The following is a 26,969-nucleotide window of genomic DNA, read 5'->3' as shown; positions in this document are numbered from 1 at the left end:
TCAGACCGCCCTCATCAGCAGGGTCGCGGCGATGACGACCGCCGTACCGCCGAACATCGAGACCGCGTAGGTGCGGGCGTAGCCGTTCTGCAGTTTGCGCAGTCGGCCGGAGAGCCCGCCGACCGAGGCGGCCGTGCCGTTGACGACGCCGTCGACCAGGGAGTGGTCCACGTAGACCAGTGAGCGGGTGAGGTGCTCGCCGCCGCGGACCAGGACCACGTGGTTGAAGTCGTCCTGGAGGAGATCGCGGCGGGCGGCCCGGGTGAGGACCGAGCCGCGCGGGGCGACGACGGGCACGGGCTTGCGCCCGTACATCGCCCAGGCGATCCCGACGCCGACGACCAAGGCCACCACGGTGGCTCCGGTGATCGTGGCCGCGCTCAGCGGGGCGTGCCCGTGGTCGTAACCGGTCACGGGCTCCAGCCAGTTGATGAACCGGTCGCCGATCGCGAAGAACCCGCCGGCGAACACCGAGCCGAAGGCCAGCACGATCATCGGGATCGTCATCGACTTCGGGGACTCGTGCGGGTGCGGCTCGTGGCCCTCCGCGTCCGGCTGCCAGCGCTTCTCGCCGAAGAACGTCATCAGCATCACGCGCGTCATGTAGAACGCGGTGATCGCGGCGCCCAGCAGGGCGACGGAGCCGAGGATCCAGCCCTCGGTGCCTCCCTTGGCGAAGGCCGCCTCGATGATCTTGTCCTTGGAGAAGAAGCCGGACAGGCCGGGGAAGCCGATGATGGCCAGATAGCCGAGGCCGAAGGTGACGAAGGTGACCGGCATGTACTTCCGCAGGCCGCCGTACTTGCGCATGTCGACCTCGTCGTTCATGCCGTGCATGACGGAGCCCGCGCCGAGGAACAGCCCGGCCTTGAAGAAGCCGTGCGTCACCAGGTGCATGATCGCGAAGATGTAGCCGATGGGGCCGAGGCCCGCGGCCAGGATCATGTAGCCGATCTGCGACATCGTGGAGCCTGCCAGGGCCTTCTTGATGTCGTCCTTCGCGCAACCGACGATCGCGCCGAAGATCAGCGTGACCGCGCCGACGATGACGACGACCAACTGGGCGTCCGGGGCGGCGTTGAAGATCGCGCCGGAGCGGACGATCAGATAGACACCGGCGGTGACCATGGTCGCGGCGTGGATGAGGGCGGAGACCGGGGTCGGGCCCTCCATCGCGTCGCCGAGCCAGGACTGCAGCGGCACCTGGGCCGACTTGCCGCAGGCGGCCAGCAGCAGCATCAGCCCGATGGCGGTCAGCTTGCCCTGGCTCGTCTCGTCCGCCGACGCCAGCACCGGCCCGAAGGCGAAGGTGCCGAAGGTGGTGAACATCAGCATGATGGCGATCGACAGGCCCATGTCGCCGACCCGGTTGACCAGGAAGGCCTTCTTCGCGGCGGTGGCCGCGGTGGGCTTGTGCTGCCAGAAGCCGATGAGCAGGAACGACGCCAGACCGACGCCCTCCCACCCGACGTACAGCAGCAGGTAGTTGTCGGCGATGACCAGGATGAGCATCGCCGCGAGGAACAGGTTGAGATAGCCGAAGAAGCGGCGCCTGCGCTCGTCGTGCTCCATGTAGCCGATGGAGTAGATGTGGATCAGCGTGCCCACACCGGTGATGAGCAGGACGAACGTCATCGACAACTGGTCGAGCTGGAAGGCGATGTCGGCCTGGAAGCCCTCCACCGGAATCCAGCTGAACAGATGCTGGTGCAGGGCCCGGTTCTCGGCGTCCTTCCCCAGCATGTCGGTGAACAGGATCAGTCCGACGACGAACGAGGCTCCGGCGAGGGCTGTGCCGAGCCAGTGGCCGGTCTTGTCCAGCCGGCGTCCGCCGCAGAGCAGGACCGCCGCTCCGAGCAGGGGCGCCGCGACGAGCAGCGCAATCAGGTTCTCCACGTTTCCGACCCCTTACAGCTTCATCAGGCTGGCGTCGTCGACCGAGGCCGAGTGGCGGGAGCGGAACAGCGACACGATGATCGCGAGTCCGACGACGACTTCCGCGGCGGCGACGACCATCGTGAAGAACGCGACGATCTGCCCGTCGAGGTTGCCGTGCATCCGGGAGAACGTGACGAGCGCCAGATTGCAGGCGTTGAGCATCAGCTCGACGCACATGAACACCACGATCGCGTTCCGCCGGACCAGCACCCCGGAGGCGCCGATCGCGAACAGCAGGGCCGCGAGGTAGAGGTAGTTGACCGGGTTCACTTGGCGGCCTCCGAATTCTCCGCCGCGGACGTGGGACGGGCTCCGCGTGCCACGGTGTCCGCGTCCTCACGTCCGAGCCGCTCCCCGGAGCGCTGCTCCAGGGCCTTGAGGTCGGCGAGGGACTGCTGCGAGACGTCACGGATCTGGCCGCGCCGGCGCAGCGTCTGCATGACGGTGAGCTCGGACGGCGTGCCGTCGGGGAGCAGACCGGGGATGTCCACCGCGTTGTGCCGGGCGTAGACGCCGGGTGCGGGGAGCGGTGGGAGGTGCTTGCCACGCACGCGGTCCTCGGACATCTCCCGCTGGGTCTTGGCCCGTTCGGTGCGCTCGCGGTGCGTGAGCACCATCGCGCCCACGGTCGCGGTGATCAGCAGGGCGCCGGTGATCTCGAAGGCGAAGACGTACTTGGTGAAGATGAGGTTGGCGATTCCCTCGATATTGCCGCCGTGCTTCGCGTTGGCGGCGCCGAGCCCCTCGAAGGTGCTGAGGGAGGCGTTGCCGATGCCGGCGATCAGCAGGACGCCGAATCCGAGGGAGCAGCCGAGGGCCAGCCAGCGCTGCCCCTTGATGGTCTCCTTGAGGGAGTCGGCGGCGGTGACACCGACGAGCATGACGACGAAGAGGAACAGCATCATGATCGCGCCGGTGTAGACGACGATCTGGACGATGCCGAGGAAGTACGCCCCGTTGGCGAGGTAGAACACCGCCAGGACGATCATGGTGCCGGCCAGCGAGAGCGCGCTGTGCACGGCCCTCTTCAGCAGGACCGTGGAGAGCGCGCCGATCACGGCGACGGTGCCCAGGATCCAGAACTGGACGGCCTCACCGGTCGAGGTGGTGGTGGCTGCGGCCAGCGCGTTCACGCCCCCACCCCCTTGTCCTGCCGGGCGTCGGCGGCCCGCGTGGACTCGATGGGGTCCTCGTCGGGCTCGTTGGGCTCGTCGGGCTTGTCGCCCTCGCCCTTGGACACGGCCGTCTGACGGACCGTGCCGGACGCCGCCTCGGTGACCACTCCCCGGTAGTAGTCCTGCTCGTCCATGCCGGGGAAGATCGCGTGCGGGCTGTCGACCATGCCTTCCTCCAGGCCCGCGAGCAGCTCTTCCTTGGTGTAGATGAGGCTCTCGCGGGTGGTGTTGGCGAGCTCGAACTCGTTCGTCATCGTCAGCGCCCGGGTGGGGCAGGCCTCGATGCACAGTCCGCACAGGATGCAGCGCGCGTAGTTGATCTGGTAGACGCGGCCGTAGCGCTCTCCCGGGGAGTAGCGCTCCTCCTCGGTGTTGTCCGCGCCCTCCACGTAGATCGCGTCCGCCGGACAGGCCCAGGCGCACAGCTCGCAGCCGACGCACTTCTCCAGGCCGTCCGGGTGACGGTTGAGCTGGTGGCGGCCGTGGAAGCGGGGCGCCGTCACCTTCGGCGTCTCCGGATACTGCTCGGTGAGCCGCTTCTTGAACATGGCCTTGAAGGTCACGCCGAAGCCGGCCACGGGGTTCTGGAACTTGTCCCCCGACTCCCCCGCCCGGCCCGAGGACCCGGCGGATCCCGATGAGCCCGGGAGTTCTGGTTTCTCAGACACCGCCGGCCTCCTTTCCGTCACTCGCGTTTCCGTCACTCTGAGTATCCGGTCCACCACTGACAACGAGCTCCCGCTCCCGTCGTGGTGTGCGCCTGGGCACCGGCGGCAGGGTCTGTCCGGGCAGCGGAGGCACCGGGAACCCGCCCGCCATCGGGTCGAAGGCGGGCTCCGGTCCGGCCGCTTCCTCCTCGGCCCGGTTCCTGCGGTCGCGGAACATGTCGACGACGAACGAGATCAACAGGATCGCGATCACGGCCGCCCCGACGTACAGCACGATCCGGGAGAAGTCGTAGCCCTCGTTGCGCAGGGCACGGACGGTGGCGACGAGCATCAGCCAGACCACCGAGACCGGGATGAGGACCTTCCAGCCGAGCTTCATCAGCTGGTCGTAGCGGACCCGGGGCAGGGTGCCGCGCAGCCAGATGAAGAAGAACAGCAGCAGCTGGACCTTGAGGACGAACCAGAGCATCGGCCACCAGCCCTGGTTCGCGCCCTCCCAGAAGGTGCTGATCGGGTACGGAGCCCGCCAGCCGCCCAGGAAGAGGGTCACGGAGACCGCGGAGACGGTGACCATGTTGACGTACTCGGCGAGCATGAACATCGCGAACTTGATCGAGGAGTACTCGGTGTTGAACCCGCCGACGAGATCGCCCTCGGACTCCGGCATGTCGAACGGCGCCCGGTTGGTCTCACCGACCATCGTGATGATGTAGATGATGAAGGAGACCGGCAGCAGGATGACGAACCACCGGTCCGCCTGCGCCTCCACGATCGCCGACGTCGACATCGACCCGGAGTAGAGGAACACCGAGGCGAACGCGGCGCCCATCGCGATCTCATAGCTGATCATCTGGGCGGCGGAGCGCAGACCGCCGAGCAGCGGGTACGTCGATCCGGAGGACCAGCCCGCCAGCACGAGGCCGTAGATGCCGACCGAGGCGACCGCGAGGATGTAGAGCATCGCGATCGGGAGGTCGGTCAGCTGCATCGCCGTGCGGTGCCCGAAGATCGACACCTGGTTGTCGGCGGGGCCGAACGGGATGACCGCGATCGCCATGAACGCCGGGATCGCCGCGATGATCGGCGCCAGGATGTAGACGACCTTGTCGGCCCGCTTGACGACGACGTCTTCCTTCAGCATGAGCTTCATGCCGTCGGCGAGCGACTGGAGCATGCCCCAGGGGCCGTGGCGGTTGGGGCCGATACGCAGCTGCATCCAGGCGACGACCTTGCGTTCCCACACGATGGAGAACAGCACGGTCACCATGAGGAACGCGAAGCAGAAGACCGCCTTGATGACGACGAGCCACCAGGGGTCGGAGCCGAACATCGAGAGATCCTCGGCTGCGAGGACGACGCCCTCGGGCGCCGTCGTGAGTGCGGCGAGGCCAGTCACGCTCGTACCTCCGATGGTTCGACGGGAGCACCCGGTGCGGCGGCGGGGCCGATCCGCACCAGACCGCCGGGGTTCGCTCCGGTGTCGGCGGGGATGCCGCGCCCCACCGAGTTCAGCGGCACCCAGACCACCCGGTCCGGCATGTCGGTGACCGCGAGGGGCAGTTCGACGGTGCCCGCGGGGCCGGAGACGGCGAGCAGGTCGCCGTCCTTGACGCCGGACTCGGCGGCGGTGACGGCCGAGAGCCGGGCGACGGCCGCGTGCCGGGTCCCGGCGAGCGCGGTGTCGCCGTCCTGGAGCCGGCCGAGGTCGAGCAGCATCCGGTGGCCCGCGAGGACCGCCTCGCCGTCGCCGGGGCGGGGCAGCGGCTGCGCGCTCTCGCGCGGGTCCTGCGCGTGGGAACCCTCCCAGCCGCCGAGCCGGTCCAGCTCGCGGCGGGCGGCGGTCAGGTCCGGCAGGGCGAAGTGCACGTCCATGGCGTCGGCCAGCATGTGCAGCACCCGGGAGTCCGTCGGCGCCAGTGTCCGGGGCATCTGTTCCGGCTTCAGCGCCGCCTGGAACATCCGGACCCGGCCCTCCCAGTTGAGGAAGGTGCCGGACTTCTCCGCGACGGCGGCGACCGGGAAGACCACGTCCGCCCGGGCGGAGACCGCGCTCGGCCGCAGTTCCAGCGAGACCAGGAAGCCGACCTCGTTCAGCGCCTGGATGGCGCGGTTCGGGTCGGGCAGGTCCTCGACGCCGACCCCGGCGACGAGCAGCGCGCCCAGCTCGCCGGTGGCCGCGGCCTCGACGATCTGGCCGGTGTCGCGGCCGTGTCGGGTGGGCAGTTCGGCCACCCGCCACAGCTCCGCGACCTCCTCGCGGGCCCGCGGGTCGGTGGCCGGGCGGCCGCCGGGCAGCAGGGTGGGGAGCGCGCCCGCTTCCACCGCGCCCCGGTCGCCGGCCCTGCGCGGGATCCACACCAGGCGTGCGCCGGTGGCGGTGGCGGTGCGGACGGCGGCGGACAGTGCGCCGGGCACGCCGGCGAGCCGCTCACCGACGATGATCAGGGAGTGCTCCGCGCGGAGCGCCTCGGCGGCGGCGGCCCCTTCCGTCTCCAGGCCGACGCCGCCCGCGATCGCGTCCAGCCACTCGGTCTCGGTGCCGGGAGCGGCGGGCAGCAGGGTGCCGCCCGCCTTCAGCAGGCCCCGGGTGGCGTGCGAGGCGAGCGCGAAGGTCTTCTGGCCGCTCCTGCGGTGGGCCTTGCGCAGCCGCAGAAAGACGCCGGGCGCCTCCTCCTCTGACTCGAACCCGACGAGCAGGACCGTTGGGGCCTTCTCCAGCGAGGTGTACGTGACCCCCTCGCCGTCCAGGTCCCGGCCGCGTCCGGCGACCCGGGCGGCCAGGAAGTCGGCCTCCTCGGCGCTGTGGACCCGGGAGCGGAAGTCGACGTCGTTGGTGCCGAGGGCGACCCGGGCGAACTTGCTGTAGGCGTAGGCGTCCTCGACGGTCAGCCGGCCGCCGGTCAGGACGCCGGTACGGCCGCGGGCGGCGAGGAGACCGGCCGCCGCGGCTTCCAGCGCCTCGGGCCAGCTCGCCGGCTCCAGGACGCCTTCGGCGTTGCGGACCAGCGGGGTGGTGAGCCGGTCGCGCTGCTGGGCGTAGCGGAAGCCGAACCGCCCCTTGTCGCAGATCCACTCCTCGTTGACCTCGGGCTCGTTGGCCGCGAGGCGGCGCATGACCTTGCCGCGCCGGTGGTCGGTCCGGGTCGAGCAGCCGCCCGAGCACTGCTCGCACACCGAGGGCGTGGAGACCAGGTCGAAGGGGCGGGAGCGGAATCGGTACGCCGCCGAGGTCAGCGCGCCGACCGGGCAGATCTGGATGGTGTTGCCGGAGAAGTACGACGCGAAGGGGTCGCCCTCACCGGTGCCGACCTGCTGGAGGGCGCCGCGCTCGAGCAGCTCGATCATCGGGTCGCCCGCCACCTGGTTGGAGAACCGGGTGCAGCGCGCGCAGAGCACGCATCGCTCGCGGTCCAGCAGCACCTGGGTGGAGATCGGGACGGGCTTCTCGAAGGTCCGCTTCTTGCCGTCGAAGCGGGAGTCCGCGCCGCCGTGCGACATCGCCTGGTTCTGGAGCGGGCACTCGCCGCCCTTGTCGCAGACGGGGCAGTCCAGCGGGTGGTTGATCAGCAGCAGCTCCATCACGCCCTTCTGCGCCTTCTCGGCGGCAGGAGAGGTGATCTGCGACTTGACGACCATGCCGTCGGTGCAGGTGATGGTGCAGGAGGCCATCGGCTTGCGCTGGCCCTCGACCTCGACGATGCACTGACGGCAGGCGCCGACGGGGTCGAGGAGCGGGTGGTCGCAGAAGCGTGGGATCTCGATGCCGAGGAGCTCGGCGGCGCGGATGACCAGGGTCCCCTTGGGGACGCTGATCTCGATGCCGTCGATGGTCAGCGTGACCAGGTCCTCGGGCGGGATGGCCGCCTCGCCGCCCCCGGAGGGCGCACTCGTGGTGACTGTCATGCGTTCACCCCCCGGTGAGCGTTCTTGCCGTCGGTGTTGTCGTCGGCCCAGACCGTGGACCGGGCGGGATCGAAGGGGCAGCCCTTGCCCGTGATGTGCTGCTCGTACTCCTCGCGGAAGTACGCGAGCGAGGAGAAGATCGGCGAGGCGGCGCCGTCGCCGAGCGCGCAGAACGACTTGCCGTTGATGTTGTCGGCGATGTCGTTGAGCTTGTCGAGGTCGGCCATCTCGCCCTTGCCGGCCTCGATGTCGCGGAGCAACTGGACCAGCCAGTAGGTGCCTTCGCGGCAGGGTGTGCACTTGCCGCAGGACTCGTGGGCGTAGAACTCGGTCCAGCGGGTGACGGCCCGCACGACGCAGGTCGTCTCGTCGAAGCATTGGAGCGCCTTGGTGCCGAGCATGGACCCGGCGGCGCCGACGCCCTCGTAGTCGAGGGGGACGTCCAGGTGCTCCTCGGTGAACATCGGGGTGGAGGAGCCGCCCGGGGTCCAGAACTTGAGGCGGTGACCGGCCCGGATGCCGCCGCTCATGTCGAGGAGCTGGCGCAGCGTGATGCCGAGCGGGGCCTCGTACTGACCGGGGCTGGTGACATGGCCGCTGAGCGAGTACAGGGTGAAGCCCGGGGACTTCTCGCTGCCCATCGACTTGAACCAGTCCTTGCCCTTGTTCAGGATCGCGGGAACCGAGGCGATGGACTCGACGTTGTTCACCACAGTGGGGCAGGCGTACAGACCGGCGACCGCGGGGAAGGGGGGACGCAGCCGGGGCTGGCCACGCCGTCCTTCGAGAGAGTCGAGCAGCGCGGTTTCCTCACCACAGATGTACGCGCCGGCACCCGCGTGCACCGTGAGTTCCAGATCGAGTCCTGAACCCAGGATGTTCGTCCCCAGATAACCCGCCTCGTACGCCTCTCGTACGGCCTCGTGCAGTCGTCGCAGCACGGGGACGACCTCACCGCGCAGGTAGATGAACGCGTGCGACGAACGGATCGCGTAACAGGCGATCACAATGCCCTCGATGAGGCTGTGCGGGTTCGCGAAGAGGAGCGGGATGTCCTTGCAGGTCCCCGGCTCCGACTCGTCGGCGTTGACCACCAGATAGTGCGGTTTGCCGTCCCCCTGCGGGATGAACTGCCACTTCATCCCGGTGGGGAAGCCCGCGCCGCCGCGTCCGCGCAGACCGGAGTCCTTGACGTACGCGATGAGGTCGTCGGGCGCCATGGCGAGTGCCTTGCGCAGCCCTTCGTAGCCCTCGTGGCGGTGGTAGGTGTCCAGGGTCCAGGAGTCGGGCTGGTCCCAGAAGGCGGAGAGGACAGGTGCGAGCAGCTTCTCGGGGCTCGTCCCGTTGTGGTCGATCTCGGCGGCCAAGGTCATCACTCCCCCTCCTCGGCTTTCGGCCCGGCCGGGTGCTCCGGGTCGGAGGCCGAGGTCTGCGGCGAGATAGTCGGTGTCCCGGAGGGACTCTGTGCGTCGTGCGGCCCCGCGTCCTGGGGCTGTCCGGCGCGCGGGGAGACCACGCGCGCCTGCGGGAGCGCCTCGCCCTTGGCGAGCTTCAGCCCGACGAGCGAGGCGGGGCCCGCGCCGCCGGTCGCCTCGACGGCGCCGGGGCGCTCGTCGGGGAAGCCGGCCAGGATGCGGGCCGTCTCCTTGTACGAGCAGATCGGAGCGCCTCGGGTGGGCTCGACGGTCCGGCCGGCGATCAGGTCGTCGACGAGCTGGGTGGCGCTCCGGGGCGTCTGGTTGTCGAAGAACTCCCAGTTGACCATCACGACGGGCGCGAAGTCGCAGGCGGCGTTGCACTCGATGTGTTCGAGGGTGACCTTGCCGTCCTCGGTGGTCTCGTTGTTGCCGACGCCGAGGTGCTCCTTGAGCGTGTCGAAGATGGCGTCGCCGCCCATGACCGCGCACAGGGTGTTGGTGCAGACGCCGACCTGGTAGTCGCCGCCCGGCCTGCGTCGGTACATGGAGTAGAAGGTGGCGACGGCGGTGACCTCGGCGGTGGTGAGGTCGAGCGTCTCGGCGCAGAAGGCCATCCCCGTACGGGAGACGTATCCCTCCTCGGACTGCACGAGGTGCAGCAGCGGCAGCAGGGCGGAGCGGCTGCCGGGGTAGCGGGCGAGCACCTCCTTCGCGTCCGCGTCGAGCCGGGCGCGCACCTCGGCCGGGTAGGGGGTGGCGGGGAGCTGCGGCATCCCCAGACTGACGTCTTGGCGTGATGTGGTCACCGGTCGACGCCTCCCATCACGGGGTCGATGGACGCGACGGCGACGATGACGTCGGCGACCTGGCCGCCTTCGCACATCGCCGCCATGGCCTGCAGGTTGGTGAAGGACGGGTCACGGAAGTGGACCCGGTAGGGGCGGGTGCCGCCGTCGGAGACGACGTGCACGCCGAGTTCGCCCTTGGGGGACTCGACGGCGGTGTACACCTGACCGGCCGGGACCCTGAAGCCCTCGGTCACCAGCTTGAAGTGGTGGATCAGGGCTTCCATGGAGGTGCCCATGATGTTCCGGATGTGGTCGAGCGAGTTGCCGAGTCCGTCCGGGCCGAGGGCGAGCTGGGCGGGCCAGGCGATCTTCTTGTCGGCGACCATGACCGGCCCCGGCTCCAGGCGGTCGATGCACTGCTCGATGATGCGCAGCGACTGGCGCATCTCCTCCAGGCGGATGAGGAAGCGTCCGTAGGAGTCGCAGGTGTCGACGGTCGGGACCTCGAAGTCGTAGGTCTCGTAGCCGCAGTACGGGTCGCTCTTGCGCAGGTCGTGCGGGAGTCCGGCGGAGCGCAGCACCGGGCCGGTGGCGCCGAGCGCCATGCAGCCGGTGAGGTCGAGGTAGCCGACGTCCTGCATACGGGCCTTGAAGATCGGGTTGCCGGTGGCGAGCTTGTCGTACTCCGGCAGGTTCTTCTTCATGGTCTTGATGAACTCGCGCAGCCGGTCGACCGCGCCGGGGGGCAGATCCTGGGCGAGGCCGCCGGGGCGGACGAACGCGTGGTTCATCCGCAGGCCGGTGAAGAGCTCGAAGAGGTCGAGAACCAGTTCACGATCGCGGAAGCCGTAGATCATGATCGTGGTCGCGCCGAGCTCCATGCCTCCGGTGGCGATGCACACCAGGTGCGAGGAGAGCCGGTTGAGCTCCATCAGCAGCACGCGCAGGACGGTGGCCCGGTCGGGGATCTGGTCCTCGATGCCGAGGAGCTTCTCGACGCCCAGGCAGTAGGCCGTCTCGTTGAAGAACGGCGTCAGGTAGTCCATCCGCGTGACGAAGGTGGTGCCCTGTGTCCAGTTGCGGAATTCGAGGTTCTTCTCGATGCCGGTGTGGAGGTAGCCGATGCCGCAGCGGGCCTCGGTGACGGTCTCGCCGTCGATCTCCAGGATGAGGCGCAGCACCCCGTGCGTGGAAGGGTGCTGGGGGCCCATGTTGACGATGATGCGCTCGTCGTCGGACTTCACCGCGGATTCGACGACCTCGTCCCAGTCGCCGCCGGTGACTGTGTACACAGTCCCCTCGGTCGTGGCACGGGGCGTTGCGTGGGGAGTGGTCATCAGGAGTACGACCTCCGCTGGTCCGGAGCCGGGATCTGGGCGCCCTTGTACTCGACGGCGATGCCGCCGAGCGGGTAGTCCTTGCGCTGTGGGAAGCCCTGCCAGTCGTCCGGCATCATGATCCGGGTCAGGGCCGGGTGGCCGTCGAAGACGAGCCCGAAGAAGTCGTACGCCTCGCGCTCGTGCCAGTCGTTGGTCGGGTAGATCTCGACGAGCGACGGGATGTGCGGGTCGCTGTCCGGGGCGGACACCTCCAGCCGGATCAGCCGGCCGTGGGTGAGGGAGCGCAGGTGGTAGACGGCGTGCAGTTCGCGGCCCTTGTCGCCCGGCAAGTGGACGCCGCTCACGCCCGTACAGAGTTCGAAGCGCAGGGCGGGGTCGTCACGCAGGGTGCGGGCGACCTGGACCAGGTGCTCGCGGGCGAGGTGGAAGGTCAGCTCGTCGCGGTCGACGACCGTCTTCTCGATGGCGTTGGAGGGGAGCAGGTCCTGTTCCTCCAGGGCCCCTTCGAGCTCGTCGGCCACCTCGTCGAACCAGCCGCCGTACGGCCGGGAGGCGGCTCCCGGCAGGGTGACGGTGCGGACGAGGCCCCCGTAGCCGGAGGTGTCGCCGCCGTTGTTCGCGCCGAACATGCCCTTGCGGACGCGGATGACCTCGCCGCCGGTGTCGCGCGGGGCGGGTACGGCGTCGCCGTTCTGCCCGCCGTTCGCGTCGGAGTTCCCGGTCACCGCAGCAGCCCCTTCATCTCGATCAGGGGCAGTGCCTTGAGGGCCGCTTCCTCCGCCTCGCGGGCGGCCTCCTCCGCGTTGACCCCGAGCTTGGAGGTCTGGATCTTCTGGTGGAGCTTGAGGATGGCGTCCAGCAGCATCTCGGGGCGAGGCGGACAACCCGGCAGATAGATATCGACCGGGACAATGTGATCAACACCCTGCACAATGGCGTAATTGTTGAACATTCCACCCGATGAAGCGCAAACCCCCATGGAAATGACCCACTTGGGATTCGGCATCTGGTCGTAGACCTGCCGCAGGACGGGCGCCATCTTCTGGCTCACCCGCCCCGCGACGATCATCAGGTCCGCCTGCCGCGGCGATCCGCGGAAGACCTCCATCCCGAACCGGGCCAGGTCGTAGCGGCCGGCGCCGGTCGTCATCATCTCGATGGCGCAGCAGGCCAGTCCGAACGTGGCCGGGAAGACGGATGACTTCCGCACCCAGCCCGCGGCCTGCTCGACCGTGGTCAGAACGAAGCCGCTCGGCAGTTTCTCTTCGAGTCCCATGGTGTGCCCCTCAGCCCCTCAGTCCCATTCCAGGCCGCCGCGACGCCATACATACGCATAGGCGACGAAGACGGTGAGCACGAAGAGCAGCATCTCCACGAGCCCGAAGATCCCCAGGGCGTCGAAGGAGACCGCCCAGGGATAGAGGAAGACGATCTCGATGTCGAAGACGATGAAAAGCATCGCCGTCAGGTAGTACTTGATCGGGAAGCGGCCGCCTCCGGCGGGAGTCGGGGTGGGTTCGATACCGCACTCGTACGCTTCGAGCTTTGCCCGGTTGTACCGCTTGGGGCCGATAAGCGTGGCCATGACCACGGAGAAGATCGCAAACCCTGCCCCGAGGGCGCCGAGCACGAGGATGGGCGCGTAGGCATTCACGCTCCTCGCTCCTTCCAGTCGTCCTTGACCTGTGGACCGCATCGGGCGACCGGCTCCCCGCCTCACCAAGATCGTGTACATGTGAGGCAGTTCACAAGCCCGACTGCCCCGCATCCTATGCCCGACCCCCTGTGATCTGTGACACGGGGTACGACAACAGCTTTGTGATCTCCACCACCTGACGAAGGATCATGAAGTCGTATGAGCGGTGATCTTCGTACGCGAAGCGGCCGAGTGATCACGAGACGTGACATTTCAAGGTGTCACCGCTGGTCAAAGGCGCGCCGCGCTATCAATCGACGGCCCTTACAAGCAAATTGGCAAGGGGGCGCCTCGGGGTGATAAGGGCGCCGACCGGGATCGTCGGTCACCCACACAGGGGCGCCGACCGGGATCGGCCGCCACCCCGCACAGGGGGGCCGCGGGGGCCGATGCGGACATGTGCACGCATTCACGAACTTCCGGATCGAGCATCCGGAGGCCACCCCCACGCCGGCCCGGCAAGCGAGCGGAGCCGTCGCTTCCGCCCCGCGCGGGCGATCGCGGGCGATCATGGACCGCCGCGGGCGCCCACGCGGATCACGGCCGCGAGGGTTACCCGTCCCGACAGACCCACACTGTGACCTGCGCCACTCGACCCCGGACCCCGGACTGCCGGGCTTGGCCATCGGTGTAAACGGATGGTAAGCGACGGGCAATTCGGGCGTATTGCCGAAAGACAGTGATCACAGGCCCGATAAGGTCCGCCCGATTTGCCCGTTACGGCGTCAATAAAGGCGCCCGGAAAGCGGATTCACAGATTCCGAACGTAACTGTGTCGCAACACACGTTTCTTGATGGGACCCCTACAGCCCTGATAGCGCTAGTACCTATGTCCCACACCGCTCACATACCCAGCCACCGGAAGCCCCGTCAGCGCGCCTCGAAGTCGGCACTGCGAGCCGGAGTTGCCGGTGGCGTCCTCAGCACCATCGCGGTCGCGGGTGCCGCCGGCCCGGCCCAGGCCGAGCCGGTGACCCAGACGATCGAGATGCCCACGATCACGTCCGGCTTCTCCACCGCTGTGGCCGCCTCCGCTCAGGCCACCCAGCAGGTCGCCCTCGACCTGGAGACGCAGGCCGACGAGGACGCCGCGGCCGAGCAGGCCGCGAAGACGGCCAAGAAGGCCCACGCCGAGGCCGTCCGCAAGGCCGAGGCCAAGAAGAAGGCCGAAGCCGCCGCGAAGGCCAAGGCCGAGGCGGAGGCCGAGGAGCGCGCCGAGCGCGCCTCCCGGACCTCCGAGCGCACGACGCTCAGCGCCTCCTCCGGCGCGTCGGGCTCCTCGAACTCCTCGGGCAGCTCCGCCTCCGCCCCCTCCTCCTCGAACGTGAGCGGTTCCGCCGCCTCCATCGTGGCGTTCGCCAAGTCCCAGGTCGGCGACGCGTACTCGCTCGGCAGCACCGGCCCCAACTCCTGGGACTGCTCCAGCCTGGTTCAGGCCGCGTACCGCACGGCGGGCATCGACCTGCCGCGCGTCTCGCAGTCCCAGTCGACCTTCGGCACCCAGGTCTCCCTGAACAACCTCCAGGCCGGCGACATCCTCTACTGGGGCAACGCGGGCAGCGCTTACCACGTCGCGATCTACATCGGCGGCGGCGAGTTCGTCGGTGCGCAGAACTCCAAGACCGGCACGGTGCAGCGCTCCATGGACTACGACCGGCCGACCGGCGCGGTCCGCGTTCTCTGATTCACAAGCGCCCTTCGGCGCTCCGGTGCACGGCTGAGGGCCGCCGCTCCCCCGCTCGGGGGCGGCGGCTCTTCGCCGTTGTCGCGGCGACGAGCAGGGCCAGGACCATCAGCAGGGCGCTCACCCAGACCGGAGCCCGGTAGCCGAACCCGGCGTCCAGGGCCAGGCCGCCCGCCCACGGGCCCACTGCCGCCCCCAGGTTGAACGCGGTCGTCGAGAAGGCGCCGGCCAGTGTCGGGGCCCCGGAGGCGAGGCCGAGGACCCGGGTGATCAGAGCGGTGCCCGTACCGAAGGCGAGCATGCCGAGGAGCGGGATCAGCACCAGGGTGAGCACCGGGCGGCCCGCTGTCAGGGCGAGTGCCGCCCACCCGAGGGTGAGAGCGGCCATGCCCGTGGCGACGACGGCGACCGGGCGGGCGTCGGCGAGACGGCCCGCCACCGTGACCCCGGCGAACGCGCCCGCCCCGAACAGTGCCAGGGTCACCGGCACCCACCCCGCGCCGAGGCCCGTCTCCCGGGTGAGGAGAGGCTCCAGGTAGGAGAACGCGCAGAAGGTCGCCCCCTGCACCAGGGCCATCGTGAGCAGGACCGGCCGCAGCCGGGGGCCGGTCAGCGCACGCAGTTCGTCCCGTACGGGTACGGGTACGGGAGCGGCGTCCGTGTCCGTACCCCGGCCGCCCGGGATGGAGCGCAGGACCGCGAGGACGGCGGGCAGCGAGACGACCGCGACCGCCCAGAAGGCCGACCGCCACCCCCACCGGTCCCCCAGCACCGCACCGGCCGGTACGCCCACCACGCAGGCGACCGTCACCCCGCCGACCACCACGGCGGTGGCCCGGCCCTTCAACCGGTCCGGGACCATCGCGATGGCCGTGGTCAGCGCGACCGCCCAGAAGCCCGCGTTGGCGAGGGCCCCGACGAAGCGGGTCGCGAGGAGTACCTCGTAACTCGGGGTGAGAGCGCCGACGACATGGACGGCGATGAACACCGCGAGGAAGAGGAGCAGGGCGCGGCGGCGCGGCCAGGTGCGGCTGGAGAGCGCCATCAGGGGAGCGCCGACGACCATCCCGATGGCGAAGGCGGAGGTGAGGAGGCCGGCGGCGGAGAGGGAGACGTCGAGGTCGGCGGCGATGCCGGAGACGAGCCCGGACAGCATGAACTCGGAGGTGCCCTGGGCGAAGACCGCGAGCCCGAGGACGTAGACGGCGAATGGCATGGGTGAGTAGCCCCTTGGACGGAACCGTCGGGTGGACAGACAGACCGGAGTGCGGGGATACGGGCCGCGCGGACGTCCGCCGGTGGTCCGGCGGAGCGGCGCGGAGAAGTGCCCGGGGCGATGATCGCCGGTGGCACGAACCCCGCGTACGGCGGTGCTTCAGCGCGTACGCGAGGGGGAACGGCCCGTACCCGCGGTGAGCCAGGGGCGTGGAACCGTGATGAAGGGGGCCGGTGACCCGTGGGTCAGCCGGCGACGCTCAGCACGAACACGGCCACCGGCGCACCGGTGGCCGGAGTCTGTCGGACTCGGGGCTGGCCATGGAGAAGAGGTTACCGGCCGGGCGGCGGGACCTCCAGCGGTTTTCCGGGCCGGAGGCCGCCGTCCGGATCAGCGGCGGCGGGGGCGGCGGTTGGTCCGCTCCGGCTCCCTGGCCGAGGTGGTGGGCGCGGGCGGCGCGTCGTACGGGGCGTCGAAGTCCTCGTCGTCGTCCGTCGCGGTCGGGTCCACGGCGAAGCGGGGCTCCAGGAAGAGGTCCTGGTGCTGGGGCAGGGAGGTGGTGGTCATGGCTGTCTGTCCTTGGGGTCGAGCAGCGCTGTATCGGCTTGTTCCGTACCCCGCTGGCCTGCGTTCGGTGTGAGCGTGCGTCAAGAAGAGTGGTGCGCAGCGCGTGCCGCCGCTACGGGCGGGGCGGGCACCGGCCGGTCCGGACTGCCGACGACCGAGGGGTGCGCAAATCATCGCACACGATCACCCGGTGAGTTGAGGATTAACTCCCGGCGTGAGGCGGAGCGCCGGGATCCGGGAGTGTCAGGGGACGCCCCGGGATCGTCAGAGCACGACCCCCGGATCGTCAGGGCACGACCCCGGGATCCGGGGACGTCACAGGATGACGCGAAAGTGCGTGGTCAGCCGCTGGTCCTCACCCGGCGACGGGCCCACTACGTCTGTTTCCGCACCGTATGTCTCGCAGACGGCCGGGCCTCTTGACGACGGAGCTCGGGCTCGGGGCGCTGTTCCTCGCGGGGCCCGGGCATGGGCCCGGCGGTGCGGTGGGCGGAGCGGAGCCGCTCGACCGCACCGGGCCCGTCCCGGTCGGCCTCAGGCCTTCGGGGCCACCTTCGACAGGCCGTTGATGATGCGGTCCATCGCGTCGCCGCCCTGCGGGTCGGTCAGGTTGGCCAGCATCTTCAGGGTGAACTTCATCAGCAGCGGGTGGGTCAGGCCGCGCTGGGTGGCGATCTTCATGATCTTCGGGTTGCCGATCAGCTTCACGAAGGCGCGGCCCATCGTGTAATAGCCGCCGTAGGTCTCCTTGAGCACCTTCGGGTAGTTGTTCAGGGCCAGTTCGCGCTGGGCGGGGGTGGCGCGGGCGTGGGCCTGGACGATGACGTCGGCCGCGATCTGGCCCGACTCCATCGCGTACGCGATGCCTTCGCCGTTGAACGGGTTGACCATGCCGCCCGCGTCGCCGACGAGGAGCAGGCCCTTGGTGTAGTGCGGCTGGCGGTTGAATGCCATGGGGAGGGCCGCGCCCCGGATCGGCATCGTCATGTTGTCCGGGGTGTAGCCCCAGTCCTCCGGCATCGAGGCGCACCAGGCCTTGAGGACCTCGCGCCAGTCCAGCTCCTTGAAGGCGGAGGAGGAGTTGAGGATGCCGAGGCCCACGTTGGAGGTGCCGTCGCCCATGCCGAAGATCCAGCCGTAGCCGGGCAGCAGACGGTCCTCGGCCCCGCGCTTGTCCCACAGCTCCAGCCAGGACTCCAGGTAGTCGTCGTCGTGGCGGGGCGAGGTGAAGTAGGTCCGCACGGCGACGCCCATGGGCCGGTCCTCGCGGCGGTGCAGGCCCATCGCCAGGGAGAGCCGGGTGGAGTTGCCGTCGGCGGCGACGACGAGCGGGGCGTGGAAGGTGATCGGGGTCTTCTCCTCGCCGATCCTCGCCTCGACGCCGGTGATGCGGCCGGTGCGCTCGTCCCTGATGGGCGCGCCCACGTTGCAGCGCTCGTACAGCCGGGCGCCGGCCTTCTGCGCCTGGCGGGCCAGCTGCTCGTCGAAATCGTCGCGCTTGCGGACCAGTCCGTAGTCCGGGTAGGAGGCGAGATCCGGCCAGTCCAGCTGGAGCCGTACGCCGCCGCCGATGATGCGCAGGCCCTTGTTGCGCAGCCAGCCCGCCTCCTCGGAGATGTCGATCCCCATGGAGACGAGCTGTTTCGTGGCGCGGGGTGTGAGGCCGTCGCCGCAGACCTTCTCCCGGGGGAAGGCGGTCTTCTCCAAAAGCAGGACGTCGAGTCCGGCCTTGGCGAGGTAGTAGGCGGTCGTGGAGCCGGCTGGGCCCGCTCCGACGACGATCACGTCCGCGCTGTGCTCGGAGAGGGGCTCGGTCACGGTCGGATCTCCCGAAGACTCGAATTCGCGTGCCGCGCGGCACATGTCCCGTGCAGTCTATGGGGGCCTGCGAACCAACCCTCCGAAGGGCTCCCTCATGTCGATAGCGCCTGTCACACCCCCTGCTTCGGCCCCCGCCGTACGCCTCCGTGTTCCGACGGACGAGGACGCCCTGACCTGGCACCGGGTCTTCGACGATCCGCGGGTGATGGAGTTCTTCGGCGGGCGGAGCGCGGAGTTGTCCGCGTACGAGGAGCTCACCGCGCGCCAGCGGCGGCACGACGCGGAGCTGGGCTACTGCCTGTGGACCGTCACGGACGGGGAGGACGCCGTCCTCGGCTTCACCGGGGCGCAGCCGTGGCCGCACACGCACTACGGGCCGGTCGGCGCGACCGAGATCGGCTGGCGGCTGGGGCGTGCGGCGTGGGGGCGGGGGTACGCCACCGCCGCGGCCCGCACCACGCTGGAGCGGCTGCGGGCGGCGGGGGTGGGTGAGGTCGTCGCGATGGTCCACTCGCGCAACGCCCGGTCGACGGCGGTCGCGGAACGGCTCGGGATGCGACGGGCCGAGTCGTACGACACCCCACGCGGCCAGGAGGCCGTCTGCTTCCGCCTGGAGCTGTGAGCCCGGGGCCGTGACCGGGGCCGTGCCCCGGGGCCGTAGCCCGGGGCCGTGACGATCCCGGACCGTTACGGGAGTGTCAGGCGCGAGTGGCCCGGTGCAGGGCCACCACGCCGCCGGTCAGGTTGCGCCAGGCGACCTTCGACCAGCCCGCCTTCTGGAGCAGTGCGGCGAGGGCGGGCTGGTCGGGCCAGTCCCGGATCGACTCGGCGAGATAGACGTACGCGTCCGGGTTGGAGGACACCGCGCGGGCGGCCGGCGGGATCGCCCGCATCAGGTACTCCGTGTAGACCGTGCGGAACGGGGTCCAGGTCGGCTGGGAGAACTCGCAGATCACGACGCGTCCGCCGGGCTTCGTCACCCGGTACAGCTCGCGCAGCGCGACCTCGGTGTCCTGGATGTTGCGCAGCCCGAAGGAGATCGTGACGGTGTCGAACGTCTCGTCCTTGAACGGCAGCCTCATGCCGTCGCCCGCGGTGAACGGCATCCAGGGGTGGCGCCCCTTGCCGACCTTGAGCATGCCGAGCGAGAAGTCGCACGGCACGACATAGGCGCCCGCCTTCACGAAGGGCTGCGAGGAGGTCGCCGTACCGGCCGCCAGGTCCAGGATCTTCTGCGCGGGGCGGGCGTCGACCGCCCGGGCGACCGCCTTGCGCCACAGCCGGGCCTGGCCGAGCGAGATCACGTCGTTGGTCAGGTCGTAGTTGGCCGCCACACCGTCGAACATCGAGGCGACTTCGTGCGGCTGCTTTTCCAGGGAGGCTCGGGTCACCCTTCCATTCAAGCAGCCCGGCGTCACGGATCGGTGGGGGCGGTCTCCCGGCGCCCGCGCCTGCCTCGAACTGATCTTCACTTCTCTTCAACCTTTTCGGCACACGGGTGCTCTGTAAGGGGTGGGAGCCCTCCCGGGGGCGGAGTCCGGGGGAGCACACAAGCGCGAGGAGAGAGGGGAGGGCGGATGCCGGCAGCGGCTGAGCCCGCCATGGACGACGGCGAGGGCGCCGCGTTCGAGGCGTACGCCCGGACCGGGCAGCGCCGGCTGTACCGGACGGCCTACCTGCTGTGCGGAGACGTCGAGGGCGCGCGGGACCTGACGCAGACGACGCTCGCCAAGCTGTTCCAGCACTGGCGCAGGGCGAGCCGGGCGGACAACCTCGACGCCTATGCCAAGACCGTGCTCGTCCGCACCTTCGTGGCCGAACGCCGCCGCACCGTCGCCGATCTGCTCGCCCACCACCGCAACGCGCCCCGCACGCACCCCAATCCCGCGCCGGGCGCCGACCTCCGGGTCACGCTGCTCGCCCTGCTCGCCGAACTCCCGCCCCGTGCGCGGGCGATGGTCGTCCTGCGCTACTGGGACGACCTGAGCGTGGAGACCGTGGCCTCGCTGCTGCGGTGCAGCGAGTCCACGGTGAAGAGCCAGTGCTCGCGTTCACTCGTCCGACTGCGCGCCCGGATGGGCGATGTCCAGCTCTACTCCACCGGAAGCTGAGGGCCGGTCATGATCCCCGAACCGCACGAGCACCTGCCGCCCCGCACGCACGACGAAGAGCTGTTCCGGGACGCCCTGCACCGGACCGTCGGCCGACTGTCCCCCCAGCCCGATCTGGTCCCCGACGCCGTGCGGGAGGGCCAGCGGCGGCGGGCCAGGACCCGGGCGTTCGCGGTCGCGGGCACCTTCGTCGCGGTCACCGCCGTGACCCTGGGCCTCGCCGTGCTCGGCCCCTGGCTGCTGGCGGGACCGGACGCCGGGCCCACCGCACCCGCCGGCCCGTCCCGCTCCCTGCCCGCGCCCACCCCGTCCCCCCAACGTACGGAGCCACGCCCCGACATGCCGAGCCCCACGCCCACCCCCGTGCCGACGGAGTCCGCGGCCACGCCCACGGCACCACCCCCCTCGACGCCCTCCTCGTCGCTCCCGCCCGGCCTCGGCCCCGAGGAGGCCCAGCGGTTGGAGGACTTCCGGCAGCAGGCGGCCGGGGCACTGGACGCCCTGCTGTCCGCGTCGATCGGGACGGTCCTGCCGGTCGGCGACGACCCGGAGAGCTACCAGGGGCGGCGGGGCGGCATCGTGCACGCCGTCCGCCTGTCGGTGCGCCCGGCGCACGGGGGCGCGGCGCCGGACAGCGCCGCGCCCGCCTGCCGCGACATCCCGCGGAAGGGACTGACCTGCGAGGACCTCACCCTGGACGACGGCACGCCCGCCCGGGTGTACCGGCAGCCCGCCGAGGGCCGGACGGGCACGGAGGTCTCCCTCCAGTACCGGTCCGGCCGCAGCACGGTCGCCCTGTCCGTCTCGCCCTCGCCGTCCGGGGCGGGCGGTGCTCCCGTCACCGCCGGGGACCTGGTCCGGGTCGCCCAGAGCCCGCGGTTCCGGGAGCTGGTCGCCTACGCCGACGAGTACCCGGTACCGCCGAGCGGGGCCGCCTCGTGACGCGCCGCCGGCCCACGGGCACGCTGCCGCCCGCGTACGGGGAACCGGACCGCGACGAGGACACGTTCCGGCTGCGCGTGCCGCCGCCCCGGGCCCCGGGCCGCGCGCGGTCGACGGCCCGCTCCCGGGTACGGCGCAGACGCCGCAACCGGCGCCGGGCGGCCTCGCTCACCGTGCTGGCCCTCGTGGTCGTGGCGGGCGCGGCCCTGCTGGTCGGCCGCCCCTGGCAGAACGGGGGCGGCCCGGCGGACGCGGCGCCGGGCCCGTCCCGTACGGCCCCCGAGGGCGGACCGGACAACGCGGGGGAGCCGCTGGAGGACCCCCCTGCGTCCACTCCCCCGCCGTCCCCGACGGCCTCGGACGAGAAGGACGAGAAGGGCGGTGTCCGGGCCGAGGACATCCCCGCCTCGGGTCCCGGCGCGTTCACCGTGGCCCGTGCGGGGGTCGACACGAAGGGCAGGGGCAGCGCCTACCGGGTCGAGGTGGAGGAAGGCAGCGGCGTCGACCCCGACCGGGCCGCCGAGGAGATCGCCGCCGTCCTCGCCGATCCGCGCGGCTGGAGCCACGGAGGCGAGCACTCGTTCCGCCAGGTCGCCGACGGACCGGCCGGGCTGGTGATCAAGATAGCCACCCCGGCGACCACGGACCGGATCTGCGGCGAGTACGGCCTGAAGACGCGCGGCGAGGTCAACTGCCGGGGCGGCGAGAAGGTGATGGTCAACCTGAAGCGCTGGCAGCTCGGTTCGCCGCAGTTCGACGGGCCGGTCTCGGAGTACCGGGCGCTGATCGTCAACCACGAGGTCGGCCACTGGCTGGGGCGCGGCCACGAGACCTGCCCGGGCAAGGGGCGCCCCGCTCCCGCGATGATGCAGCAGATCAACGGGTTGAAGGGCTGCGTCGCCAACGCCTGGCCGTACGACACGAAGGGACGCTATCTGGGCGGCCCGAAGGTGCCGTGACCTTCCCGTAGGGAGCGTACGAAGTCGGAGCCGGCAGGGGGACCGTCCCCTCTTCTGGCCTCCGATGATCCTTTGACCTGCGAGAACGCTCCCGCAGCTGCCGCATCTCCCCAGATCTCCCTGCATCGCCCCAGATCTCCCCGATTCTGTGCCTCGGGGCACCGAAGACGGCGATGGGCTCGGCAGATTCCTGCCGGGCCTCCAGCCGCGGCCGGGCGTCGGTCAGCGGCGGGCGGTCACCAGGAGCGTCCCGATGTGCCCGGCCTGCGGGGCGTCAAGGACGCGGGCGTCATCGGTGGTGCGAGGAGCCCGCACCCCGGCCGACCGGGGTGCGGGGATCTGTTGGGCCTGGCGCCTGGCGTCAGATCGCCTCCGCGATCTTCCGGAGCGCGGCGACGCTCGCCGGAACGTCGTGGCTCAGCCGGACCGTCCGGTGGGGCAGCACGGCGAGCCGGGCCGACACCTCATCCCGGGCGCTCCGCCGCCCACCGCCGTCCACACCTCCGGCCAGCTCGAAGATGTCGGGGTAGCGGTCCTCCGTGGCGCCGCTCATGAAGTCGTCGTCCCCCAAGGCCCGCACCGCACCGCCGACCGCATCGGGCGACGACTCGGCGTCGACCCGGGGGAAGAGGAGCGCAGCAGCGCGCCCGCCCGTGGCCAGCTCGACTCCGAACAGGCTGGTGAACTGGTCCGGGAACACCTGGACCTTCTTCTCCCGCCGCTTCCCGTCCTCCCACAGCGGCGTGAAGTCACCGGCGAGGAGGGCCGTCGTCACCGCTTCGTGCTGCGTCGGGTGGAAGGCCCCGCCCTCCTTGACGTGGCCGCGCGCGGCGGCACCCCACCCCAACGAGTCCAGCAGGCCGAGGCCGACAGCGGCGGCAGACGGCCACGGCACCACTTCCACGCCCCGTGTGCCGGTCGGCCGGACCAGCACCCGGTCGTTGGCCAGGAGCTGCCAGCCGGACGAGGCGAGTAGCAGGGCTGTCGTGGTCTTCCCCGCGCCCTTCCCGCCGAACGCGAGGAGCGTCGCCCCGTCCTGCGGGCGTACGACCGCCGAGGAGTGCAGCACCGCCCACCCGTCCCGCAGGAGCTGACCCCGGATCACCTCGCGGGCCAGGCGCGCGGCGGCGAGGGAGAGTTCCCCCGCGCCGATGCCGGTGAGCGCGAGCCGGCCGGAGGCGGGGCTGCTGCGGTACGCGATCGCTTCGTCCGGCGACGTCGCGATGATGTCGTCGCCGTCCCGGGCCACGAGCATCCGGTGCCGCGCGTACTCGACCTCTTCCGTGTGCCGCCCGTCGTGGACCAGGAGGGTCAGCGCCCCGTACGCCTCCGGGTCGACGTCCGCTACGAGGACAGCCCCCGCACACACCGTGGCGGCCTCGACGGAGGAGGCGTTCCACCACTGGCCGAAGTAACGGGCCGCCCAGTCCGTAACCTCCGCCCGGTTGCTCATGACGGTGACAGCCGCAGCAGCGGCCTCCAGCCGGGTAGCGGTGATCATGCGGGGATCCTCTCGGTCGGGGCAGGCAGATGGGTGTAGGCGTCGCGGAGACTGCTGGCCGCGGAGTCCAGGCACAGAAGCTCGTGACGAGTGAGCGAGGGCAGGCACGGGGCGGCCACACCCCCGGTGAAACGCATCGGGATGCCGAGCCACACGTCCCCGTACGGGACGGACAGCTCCTCGATGCCGTCGACCAGGCCGAGGGCCTTGCGGAGCGTCGACAGCACGGCACCGGCGGGGCCGCAGCGCGTACGGCCGACCCCGGCCCGGATCAACGCCGGACGCTGCTGGAGGTCTTCCACGATCGCGCGGGCAGGGGCCGTCACCGGGCGGCCGTCCAAGGTCGTGGTGGACAGGCACGGCACCGCACGGTCGCCGTGCTCCCCGATCACGTGGCCCTCGACCCGGTCCGGGGAGACCTGGGCGTACTGGGCCAGGAGCAACCGGTATCGGGCCGAGTCGAGGTTCGATCCGATCCCGTAGACCCGGGCGCACCCGGACACCTGGGCGAAGCGGCGGGCCATCAGGTCCACCGGGTTGGTGACAACGAGGACGACGCCCTGATATCCGTGCAGCTCCCTGGCCAGGGTGGCGACCGCAGGGGCGTTCGCCGTGGCACCGCCGCGACGTAAGTCCTGGGCGTTGGTGTTCGTGAAGTCGGTGCGCAGGGTGACCACGACGGCGTCGCACCCGTGGAGTTCCGCTGTGTCGCCGGTCTCGACCTGAGTGCGCGACCGGGCGGACACGGCCGAGTCCTGGAGATCGGCGACCAGCCCGCGCGTCTGCTCCTCCCGCCTGGACACGACGACGAGCCGCTCGGCAAGCGCCACCGAAACCAGGCTGGTTGCCAGGGCCTGACCGACCGCGCCCGCGCCGACGACTCCCACCACCGGCCCGGTCACCGCAGGTCCAGCGTGGTGTGCTCGACCTCGTTGAAGATGGCGTCGATCAGGCCGAGCCCCGTCATCGACCCGATGAGGAGGCCGCTGACCCGGTCCACGACCGTCGCGATCCGCCGCCCCTGCGACATCAGCTTCCGCTGATGGGCCGACAGGGGGAACCCGGGCGGCGCACTCAGGCACGACGTCAGGTAGTTCGTGGTGTCCATCAGCCACAGGACCATGACCTCACGCAGCCGATCGACCCGATCCGTCTTGGTCATGCCTGCGAAATGTCGGCTCAAGGTGTCCAACACCCCCTGCGTGATCTGCTGTTCGGCGCGCAGCTCGTGGTGACACAGGGCCAGCATCAGCGTTCGGCCGCAGAGCTTCGCCACGTCGGGCTGCGGTCCGGCCGCCCACTGGAGCGCCGGGTCGATGAACGTCAACCGGTGGCCGCCGAGAAAGACGTGCTCGGGCTTGAGGTCCCCGAACACGGCGGTCCGGTGCCGGGCGGAGAGCGCGGCCGTGAGCCGCAGCAGTCGGCGTACCGCGTTCTCGACCAAGCCCACGACCACCTGGCGCTCATCCTCCGGTAGCCCGCTGTCCCGGCCAAGGTCGGCGACGTATCCGGCTACGGCCGGACCCTTGAACTTCCGGAAGAACACGTCCACGATGTTGCGCTCGTCTATCGGCCACGCCCCCCGCAGATATCGCGCCCCCAGGTCGCCGTGCAGCTCCTTCAGCGACAGCAGGACCGAGTCCAGCAAGGCGGCCGTGTCCCAGGGGCGGACGGTAAGCTCCTCCGCAACCGTCGTCCCCGGCACCGCCTTGGTGAACAAGACACCTGCGCGGAACTCGGCGGCCCCGCACACCCGGAGCCGGCCCAGCTTCCGCAGGAACTCCAGGTGCTGGTACTCCCTTCGCGTCACCGAGTCGGCGCTCCTGGTGTACGGATGCTGCGCCTCCAGGACGTCGTCCCACGTCCCTCGCGCGCCGCGCAGGATCGACACCAGCGACGAACCCAACCAGCTGTATTTGGCATACATCTCCTCGCCGTCGACCGCCACCGGGCAGACGTAGGAAGTGACGCTCGGGCACTGCGGCCCCAGGACAGCACCACGGCCCGGCCAGAGGTCATCGACCGTGAGCATGATCGCCCTCCGGCTCGCCTCATACAGCTGCTCCGCGTTCACCACTGTGTCCCCGCTCGTGGTCAGCGTCATCAACCACTCCTTCCTCGGGTTGCGTTCACGTGTCGGCCGGGTCAGGCCGGGTCGTTCCGGGAGACGCCGAGGCAGATCGCCGCGAGCAGCGAGGCCAGGGCCATCCAGTAGAGGACCTGCGCCGTTCGCTAACTCATCGGGCTCTGCCTCCGGGCCGAGCGTGGCCCACACGCGCTTCCCCCACGGCAGGGGGTCGACGCCCCACTGGCCGCCGCTCAGCGCCTCCACGATCGCCAGGCCCCGCCCGGACTCCTGATCGCTTCCAGCATCACGTGGCGCCGGTCGGTCCTTCGACAGGTCGACCACGGCGACCCGGACCCGTCCTTCACCGAGCCGGGTCACGGTCGCCCGGACCGATTTCCCCCGGCGGGCGTGGAGCACGGCGTTCGTCAGCAGCTCGCTGACGACGAGCTCCGCGTCGTCCTGGACATCGGTCAGCCCCCACACGTCCAGAGCCAGGCGCACCAGGCCCCGCGCCCGGCGCACGGAGTCCGGGTCCCTCGGCAGCGTCTCGGTGTACGCGGGCATCAGGCCCGCTCCTGTCTCGATCATGGCGAGCGCTCCGATCCTTCTGGACGAGCGTCTGCGGACCACCGGGGGTGTCGACACCACGGGCGCGGATGCCGGGATCAAGGCGACGTAGCCGGCTTCACGGCCGAACTTCCGCTCGGCGTGGAAGACCGGCCCGACGCCCAGGCGCGTCCGCAGCGGAGCAGCGAACTTGACCGGGTCGTCCAGGAGAGGCACGGCCTGCATTACGGCGGCCCGGACGAGGATCGCGCCGAACAGTACGTCGGGCGTCAGGAACATGGTGCCGTCTTCGGCCCAGTCGGTCCGGGCGGCGCGGAGCGACGGAGCCGCCCCCAGCAGCCGGTGCCCGCCGACGGGCGTCCGCTCCCGCGCCAGCGAGACGCCCTTGCCCGTCAGATCAGTCATCGCGTCAACTCCGCGACACGGAAATGAGCATTCTCACGCATGGCGACTCCTAGTCGGTCGTCGCCCCGGGCAGGCGGGCGTCACCGCTCCCGGGGCCTTGACGTCCGAGAGTCCTTTTCCTGCGAGTGCCCCGCCTGCCCATGGCGGGTGTACCCATGATGGGTACACCCCGTGGGTGTCCCCCGTGCACAGTGGCACGAGC

At 70.6% G+C, this 26,969-nt stretch carries 24 protein-coding genes; 5 read left to right on the top strand and 19 right to left on the bottom strand.

Annotated features, from left to right (window positions below):
- Genes nuoL through ACZ60Q_RS19045 form a run of 12 tightly spaced genes read right to left on the bottom strand, consistent with a single transcriptional unit; the run spans window position 1 to window position 12,884 of the window.
- Window positions 1-1,896 (bottom strand): NADH-quinone oxidoreductase subunit L, encoded by a 1,896-nt coding sequence (gene nuoL, locus ACZ60Q_RS19100; RefSeq protein WP_469635613.1) that lies wholly within the window; start codon window positions 1,894-1,896, stop codon window positions 1-3.
- A 12-nt stretch (window positions 1,897-1,908) separates the two neighbouring features.
- Window positions 1,909-2,208 carry an NADH-quinone oxidoreductase subunit NuoK gene (nuoK, locus tag ACZ60Q_RS19095; protein ID WP_003967074.1) on the bottom strand — a complete coding sequence of 100 codons (300 nt, stop codon included), beginning with the start codon at window positions 2,206-2,208 and terminating at the stop codon, window positions 1,909-1,911.
- Window positions 2,205-3,071 (bottom strand): NADH-quinone oxidoreductase subunit J, encoded by an 867-nt coding sequence (locus ACZ60Q_RS19090; protein WP_469635610.1) that lies wholly within the window; start codon window positions 3,069-3,071, stop codon window positions 2,205-2,207. Before ACZ60Q_RS19090 ends, nuoK begins: the two co-directional genes overlap by 4 nt.
- Complete coding sequence (gene nuoI, locus ACZ60Q_RS19085; RefSeq protein ID WP_469635607.1) at window positions 3,068-3,781, bottom strand: NADH-quinone oxidoreductase subunit NuoI; 714 nt, start codon at window positions 3,779-3,781, stop codon at window positions 3,068-3,070. The genes ACZ60Q_RS19090 and nuoI overlap by 4 nt, the downstream gene beginning before the upstream one ends.
- Window positions 3,774-5,177, bottom strand: a complete 1,404-nt coding sequence (gene nuoH, locus ACZ60Q_RS19080; RefSeq protein ID WP_469635604.1) for an NADH-quinone oxidoreductase subunit NuoH — start codon at window positions 5,175-5,177, stop codon at window positions 3,774-3,776. The genes nuoI and nuoH overlap by 8 nt, the downstream gene beginning before the upstream one ends.
- Window positions 5,174-7,684, bottom strand: a complete 2,511-nt coding sequence (locus ACZ60Q_RS19075; RefSeq protein ID WP_469635602.1) for an NADH-quinone oxidoreductase subunit G — start codon at window positions 7,682-7,684, stop codon at window positions 5,174-5,176. Before ACZ60Q_RS19075 ends, nuoH begins: the two co-directional genes overlap by 4 nt.
- The gene (gene nuoF / locus ACZ60Q_RS19070) at window positions 7,681-9,060 is read right to left on the bottom strand and encodes an NADH-quinone oxidoreductase subunit NuoF (RefSeq protein ID WP_469635599.1); all 1,380 of its coding nucleotides are present in this window, start codon (window positions 9,058-9,060) and stop codon (window positions 7,681-7,683) included. Before nuoF ends, ACZ60Q_RS19075 begins: the two co-directional genes overlap by 4 nt.
- Window positions 9,057-9,875, bottom strand: coding sequence for an NADH-quinone oxidoreductase subunit NuoE (gene nuoE, locus ACZ60Q_RS19065; RefSeq protein ID WP_469635597.1), 819 nt, complete (start codon window positions 9,873-9,875; stop codon window positions 9,057-9,059). The genes nuoF and nuoE overlap by 4 nt, the downstream gene beginning before the upstream one ends.
- 29 nt (window positions 9,876-9,904) lie before the next feature.
- Window positions 9,905-11,227 (bottom strand): NADH-quinone oxidoreductase subunit D, encoded by a 1,323-nt coding sequence (locus tag ACZ60Q_RS19060; protein WP_469635594.1) that lies wholly within the window; start codon window positions 11,225-11,227, stop codon window positions 9,905-9,907.
- Window positions 11,227-11,955: an NADH-quinone oxidoreductase subunit C gene (locus tag ACZ60Q_RS19055; protein ID WP_469635591.1), complete on the bottom strand. Its 729-nt coding sequence runs from the start codon at window positions 11,953-11,955 to the stop codon at window positions 11,227-11,229. The genes ACZ60Q_RS19060 and ACZ60Q_RS19055 overlap by 1 nt, the downstream gene beginning before the upstream one ends.
- The gene (locus ACZ60Q_RS19050; protein WP_003967083.1) at window positions 11,952-12,506 is read right to left on the bottom strand and encodes a NuoB/complex I 20 kDa subunit family protein; all 555 of its coding nucleotides are present in this window, start codon (window positions 12,504-12,506) and stop codon (window positions 11,952-11,954) included. Before ACZ60Q_RS19050 ends, ACZ60Q_RS19055 begins: the two co-directional genes overlap by 4 nt.
- 18 nt (window positions 12,507-12,524) lie before the next feature.
- On the bottom strand, window positions 12,525-12,884 hold the full coding sequence (locus ACZ60Q_RS19045; protein WP_003967084.1) for an NADH-quinone oxidoreductase subunit A: 360 nt from the start codon (window positions 12,882-12,884) through the stop codon (window positions 12,525-12,527).
- An 871-nt stretch (window positions 12,885-13,755) separates the two neighbouring features.
- On the opposite strand from ACZ60Q_RS19045, the gene ACZ60Q_RS19040 reads away from it, so the two are divergent.
- Window positions 13,756-14,610, top strand: coding sequence for a C40 family peptidase (locus tag ACZ60Q_RS19040; protein ID WP_469635587.1), 855 nt, complete (start codon window positions 13,756-13,758; stop codon window positions 14,608-14,610).
- Between the two features lies 1 nt (window position 14,611).
- Here ACZ60Q_RS19040 and ACZ60Q_RS19035 read toward each other — a convergent pair whose 3' ends face one another.
- The 3 genes from ACZ60Q_RS19035 to ACZ60Q_RS19025 all read right to left on the bottom strand — a co-directional run bounded on the left by ACZ60Q_RS19035 (window position 14,612) and on the right by ACZ60Q_RS19025 (window position 18,211).
- Entirely contained in the window at window positions 14,612-15,826 is a 1,215-nt protein-coding gene (locus ACZ60Q_RS19035) for a Cmx/CmrA family chloramphenicol efflux MFS transporter (RefSeq protein ID WP_469635584.1), read from the bottom strand.
- 390 nt (window positions 15,827-16,216) lie between these two features.
- Window positions 16,217-16,393 (bottom strand): hypothetical protein, encoded by a 177-nt coding sequence (locus tag ACZ60Q_RS19030; RefSeq protein WP_469635582.1) that lies wholly within the window; start codon window positions 16,391-16,393, stop codon window positions 16,217-16,219.
- Between the two features lie 534 nt (window positions 16,394-16,927).
- The gene (locus ACZ60Q_RS19025) at window positions 16,928-18,211 is read right to left on the bottom strand and encodes a geranylgeranyl reductase family protein (RefSeq protein ID WP_469635579.1); all 1,284 of its coding nucleotides are present in this window, start codon (window positions 18,209-18,211) and stop codon (window positions 16,928-16,930) included.
- A gap of 97 nt (window positions 18,212-18,308) precedes the next feature.
- Between ACZ60Q_RS19025 and ACZ60Q_RS19020 the strand changes: the two genes are divergently transcribed.
- Window positions 18,309-18,836 (top strand): GNAT family N-acetyltransferase, encoded by a 528-nt coding sequence (locus ACZ60Q_RS19020; protein WP_469635577.1) that lies wholly within the window; start codon window positions 18,309-18,311, stop codon window positions 18,834-18,836.
- Between the two features lie 76 nt (window positions 18,837-18,912).
- Here ACZ60Q_RS19020 and ACZ60Q_RS19015 read toward each other — a convergent pair whose 3' ends face one another.
- Window positions 18,913-19,605: a demethylmenaquinone methyltransferase gene (locus tag ACZ60Q_RS19015; RefSeq protein WP_469635574.1), complete on the bottom strand. Its 693-nt coding sequence runs from the start codon at window positions 19,603-19,605 to the stop codon at window positions 18,913-18,915.
- A 210-nt stretch (window positions 19,606-19,815) separates the two neighbouring features.
- Here ACZ60Q_RS19015 and ACZ60Q_RS19010 point away from each other — a divergent pair, with 210 nt between their 5' ends.
- The 3 genes from ACZ60Q_RS19010 to ACZ60Q_RS19000 are packed head-to-tail and all read left to right on the top strand — an operon-like array spanning window position 19,816 to window position 22,226.
- Window positions 19,816-20,325 carry a SigE family RNA polymerase sigma factor gene (locus ACZ60Q_RS19010; RefSeq protein ID WP_469635935.1) on the top strand — a complete coding sequence of 170 codons (510 nt, stop codon included), beginning with the start codon at window positions 19,816-19,818 and terminating at the stop codon, window positions 20,323-20,325.
- A 9-nt stretch (window positions 20,326-20,334) separates the two neighbouring features.
- Window positions 20,335-21,267, top strand: a complete 933-nt coding sequence (locus ACZ60Q_RS19005; RefSeq protein WP_469635571.1) for a hypothetical protein — start codon at window positions 20,335-20,337, stop codon at window positions 21,265-21,267.
- Window positions 21,264-22,226 (top strand): DUF3152 domain-containing protein, encoded by a 963-nt coding sequence (locus ACZ60Q_RS19000; RefSeq protein WP_469635569.1) that lies wholly within the window; start codon window positions 21,264-21,266, stop codon window positions 22,224-22,226. The genes ACZ60Q_RS19005 and ACZ60Q_RS19000 overlap by 4 nt, the downstream gene beginning before the upstream one ends.
- Before the next feature lie 361 nt (window positions 22,227-22,587).
- Here ACZ60Q_RS19000 and ACZ60Q_RS18995 read toward each other — a convergent pair whose 3' ends face one another.
- The 3 genes from ACZ60Q_RS18995 to ACZ60Q_RS18985 are packed head-to-tail and all read right to left on the bottom strand — an operon-like array spanning window position 22,588 to window position 26,767.
- On the bottom strand, window positions 22,588-23,727 hold the full coding sequence (locus ACZ60Q_RS18995; protein ID WP_469635566.1) for a hypothetical protein: 1,140 nt from the start codon (window positions 23,725-23,727) through the stop codon (window positions 22,588-22,590).
- Window positions 23,724-24,629: a lactate/malate family dehydrogenase gene (locus tag ACZ60Q_RS18990; protein WP_469635563.1), complete on the bottom strand. Its 906-nt coding sequence runs from the start codon at window positions 24,627-24,629 to the stop codon at window positions 23,724-23,726. The genes ACZ60Q_RS18995 and ACZ60Q_RS18990 overlap by 4 nt, the downstream gene beginning before the upstream one ends.
- Window positions 24,626-26,767, bottom strand: coding sequence for an ATP-binding protein (locus ACZ60Q_RS18985; RefSeq protein ID WP_469635560.1), 2,142 nt, complete (start codon window positions 26,765-26,767; stop codon window positions 24,626-24,628). Before ACZ60Q_RS18985 ends, ACZ60Q_RS18990 begins: the two co-directional genes overlap by 4 nt.
- Window positions 26,768-26,969 lie beyond the last annotated feature (202 nt).

Source organism: Streptomyces sp. NPDC104313 (genome assembly GCF_055583985.1).
The sequence above is the reverse complement of the archived record's forward strand: the minus strand, read 5'-3'. Positions and strand labels throughout refer to the sequence as shown.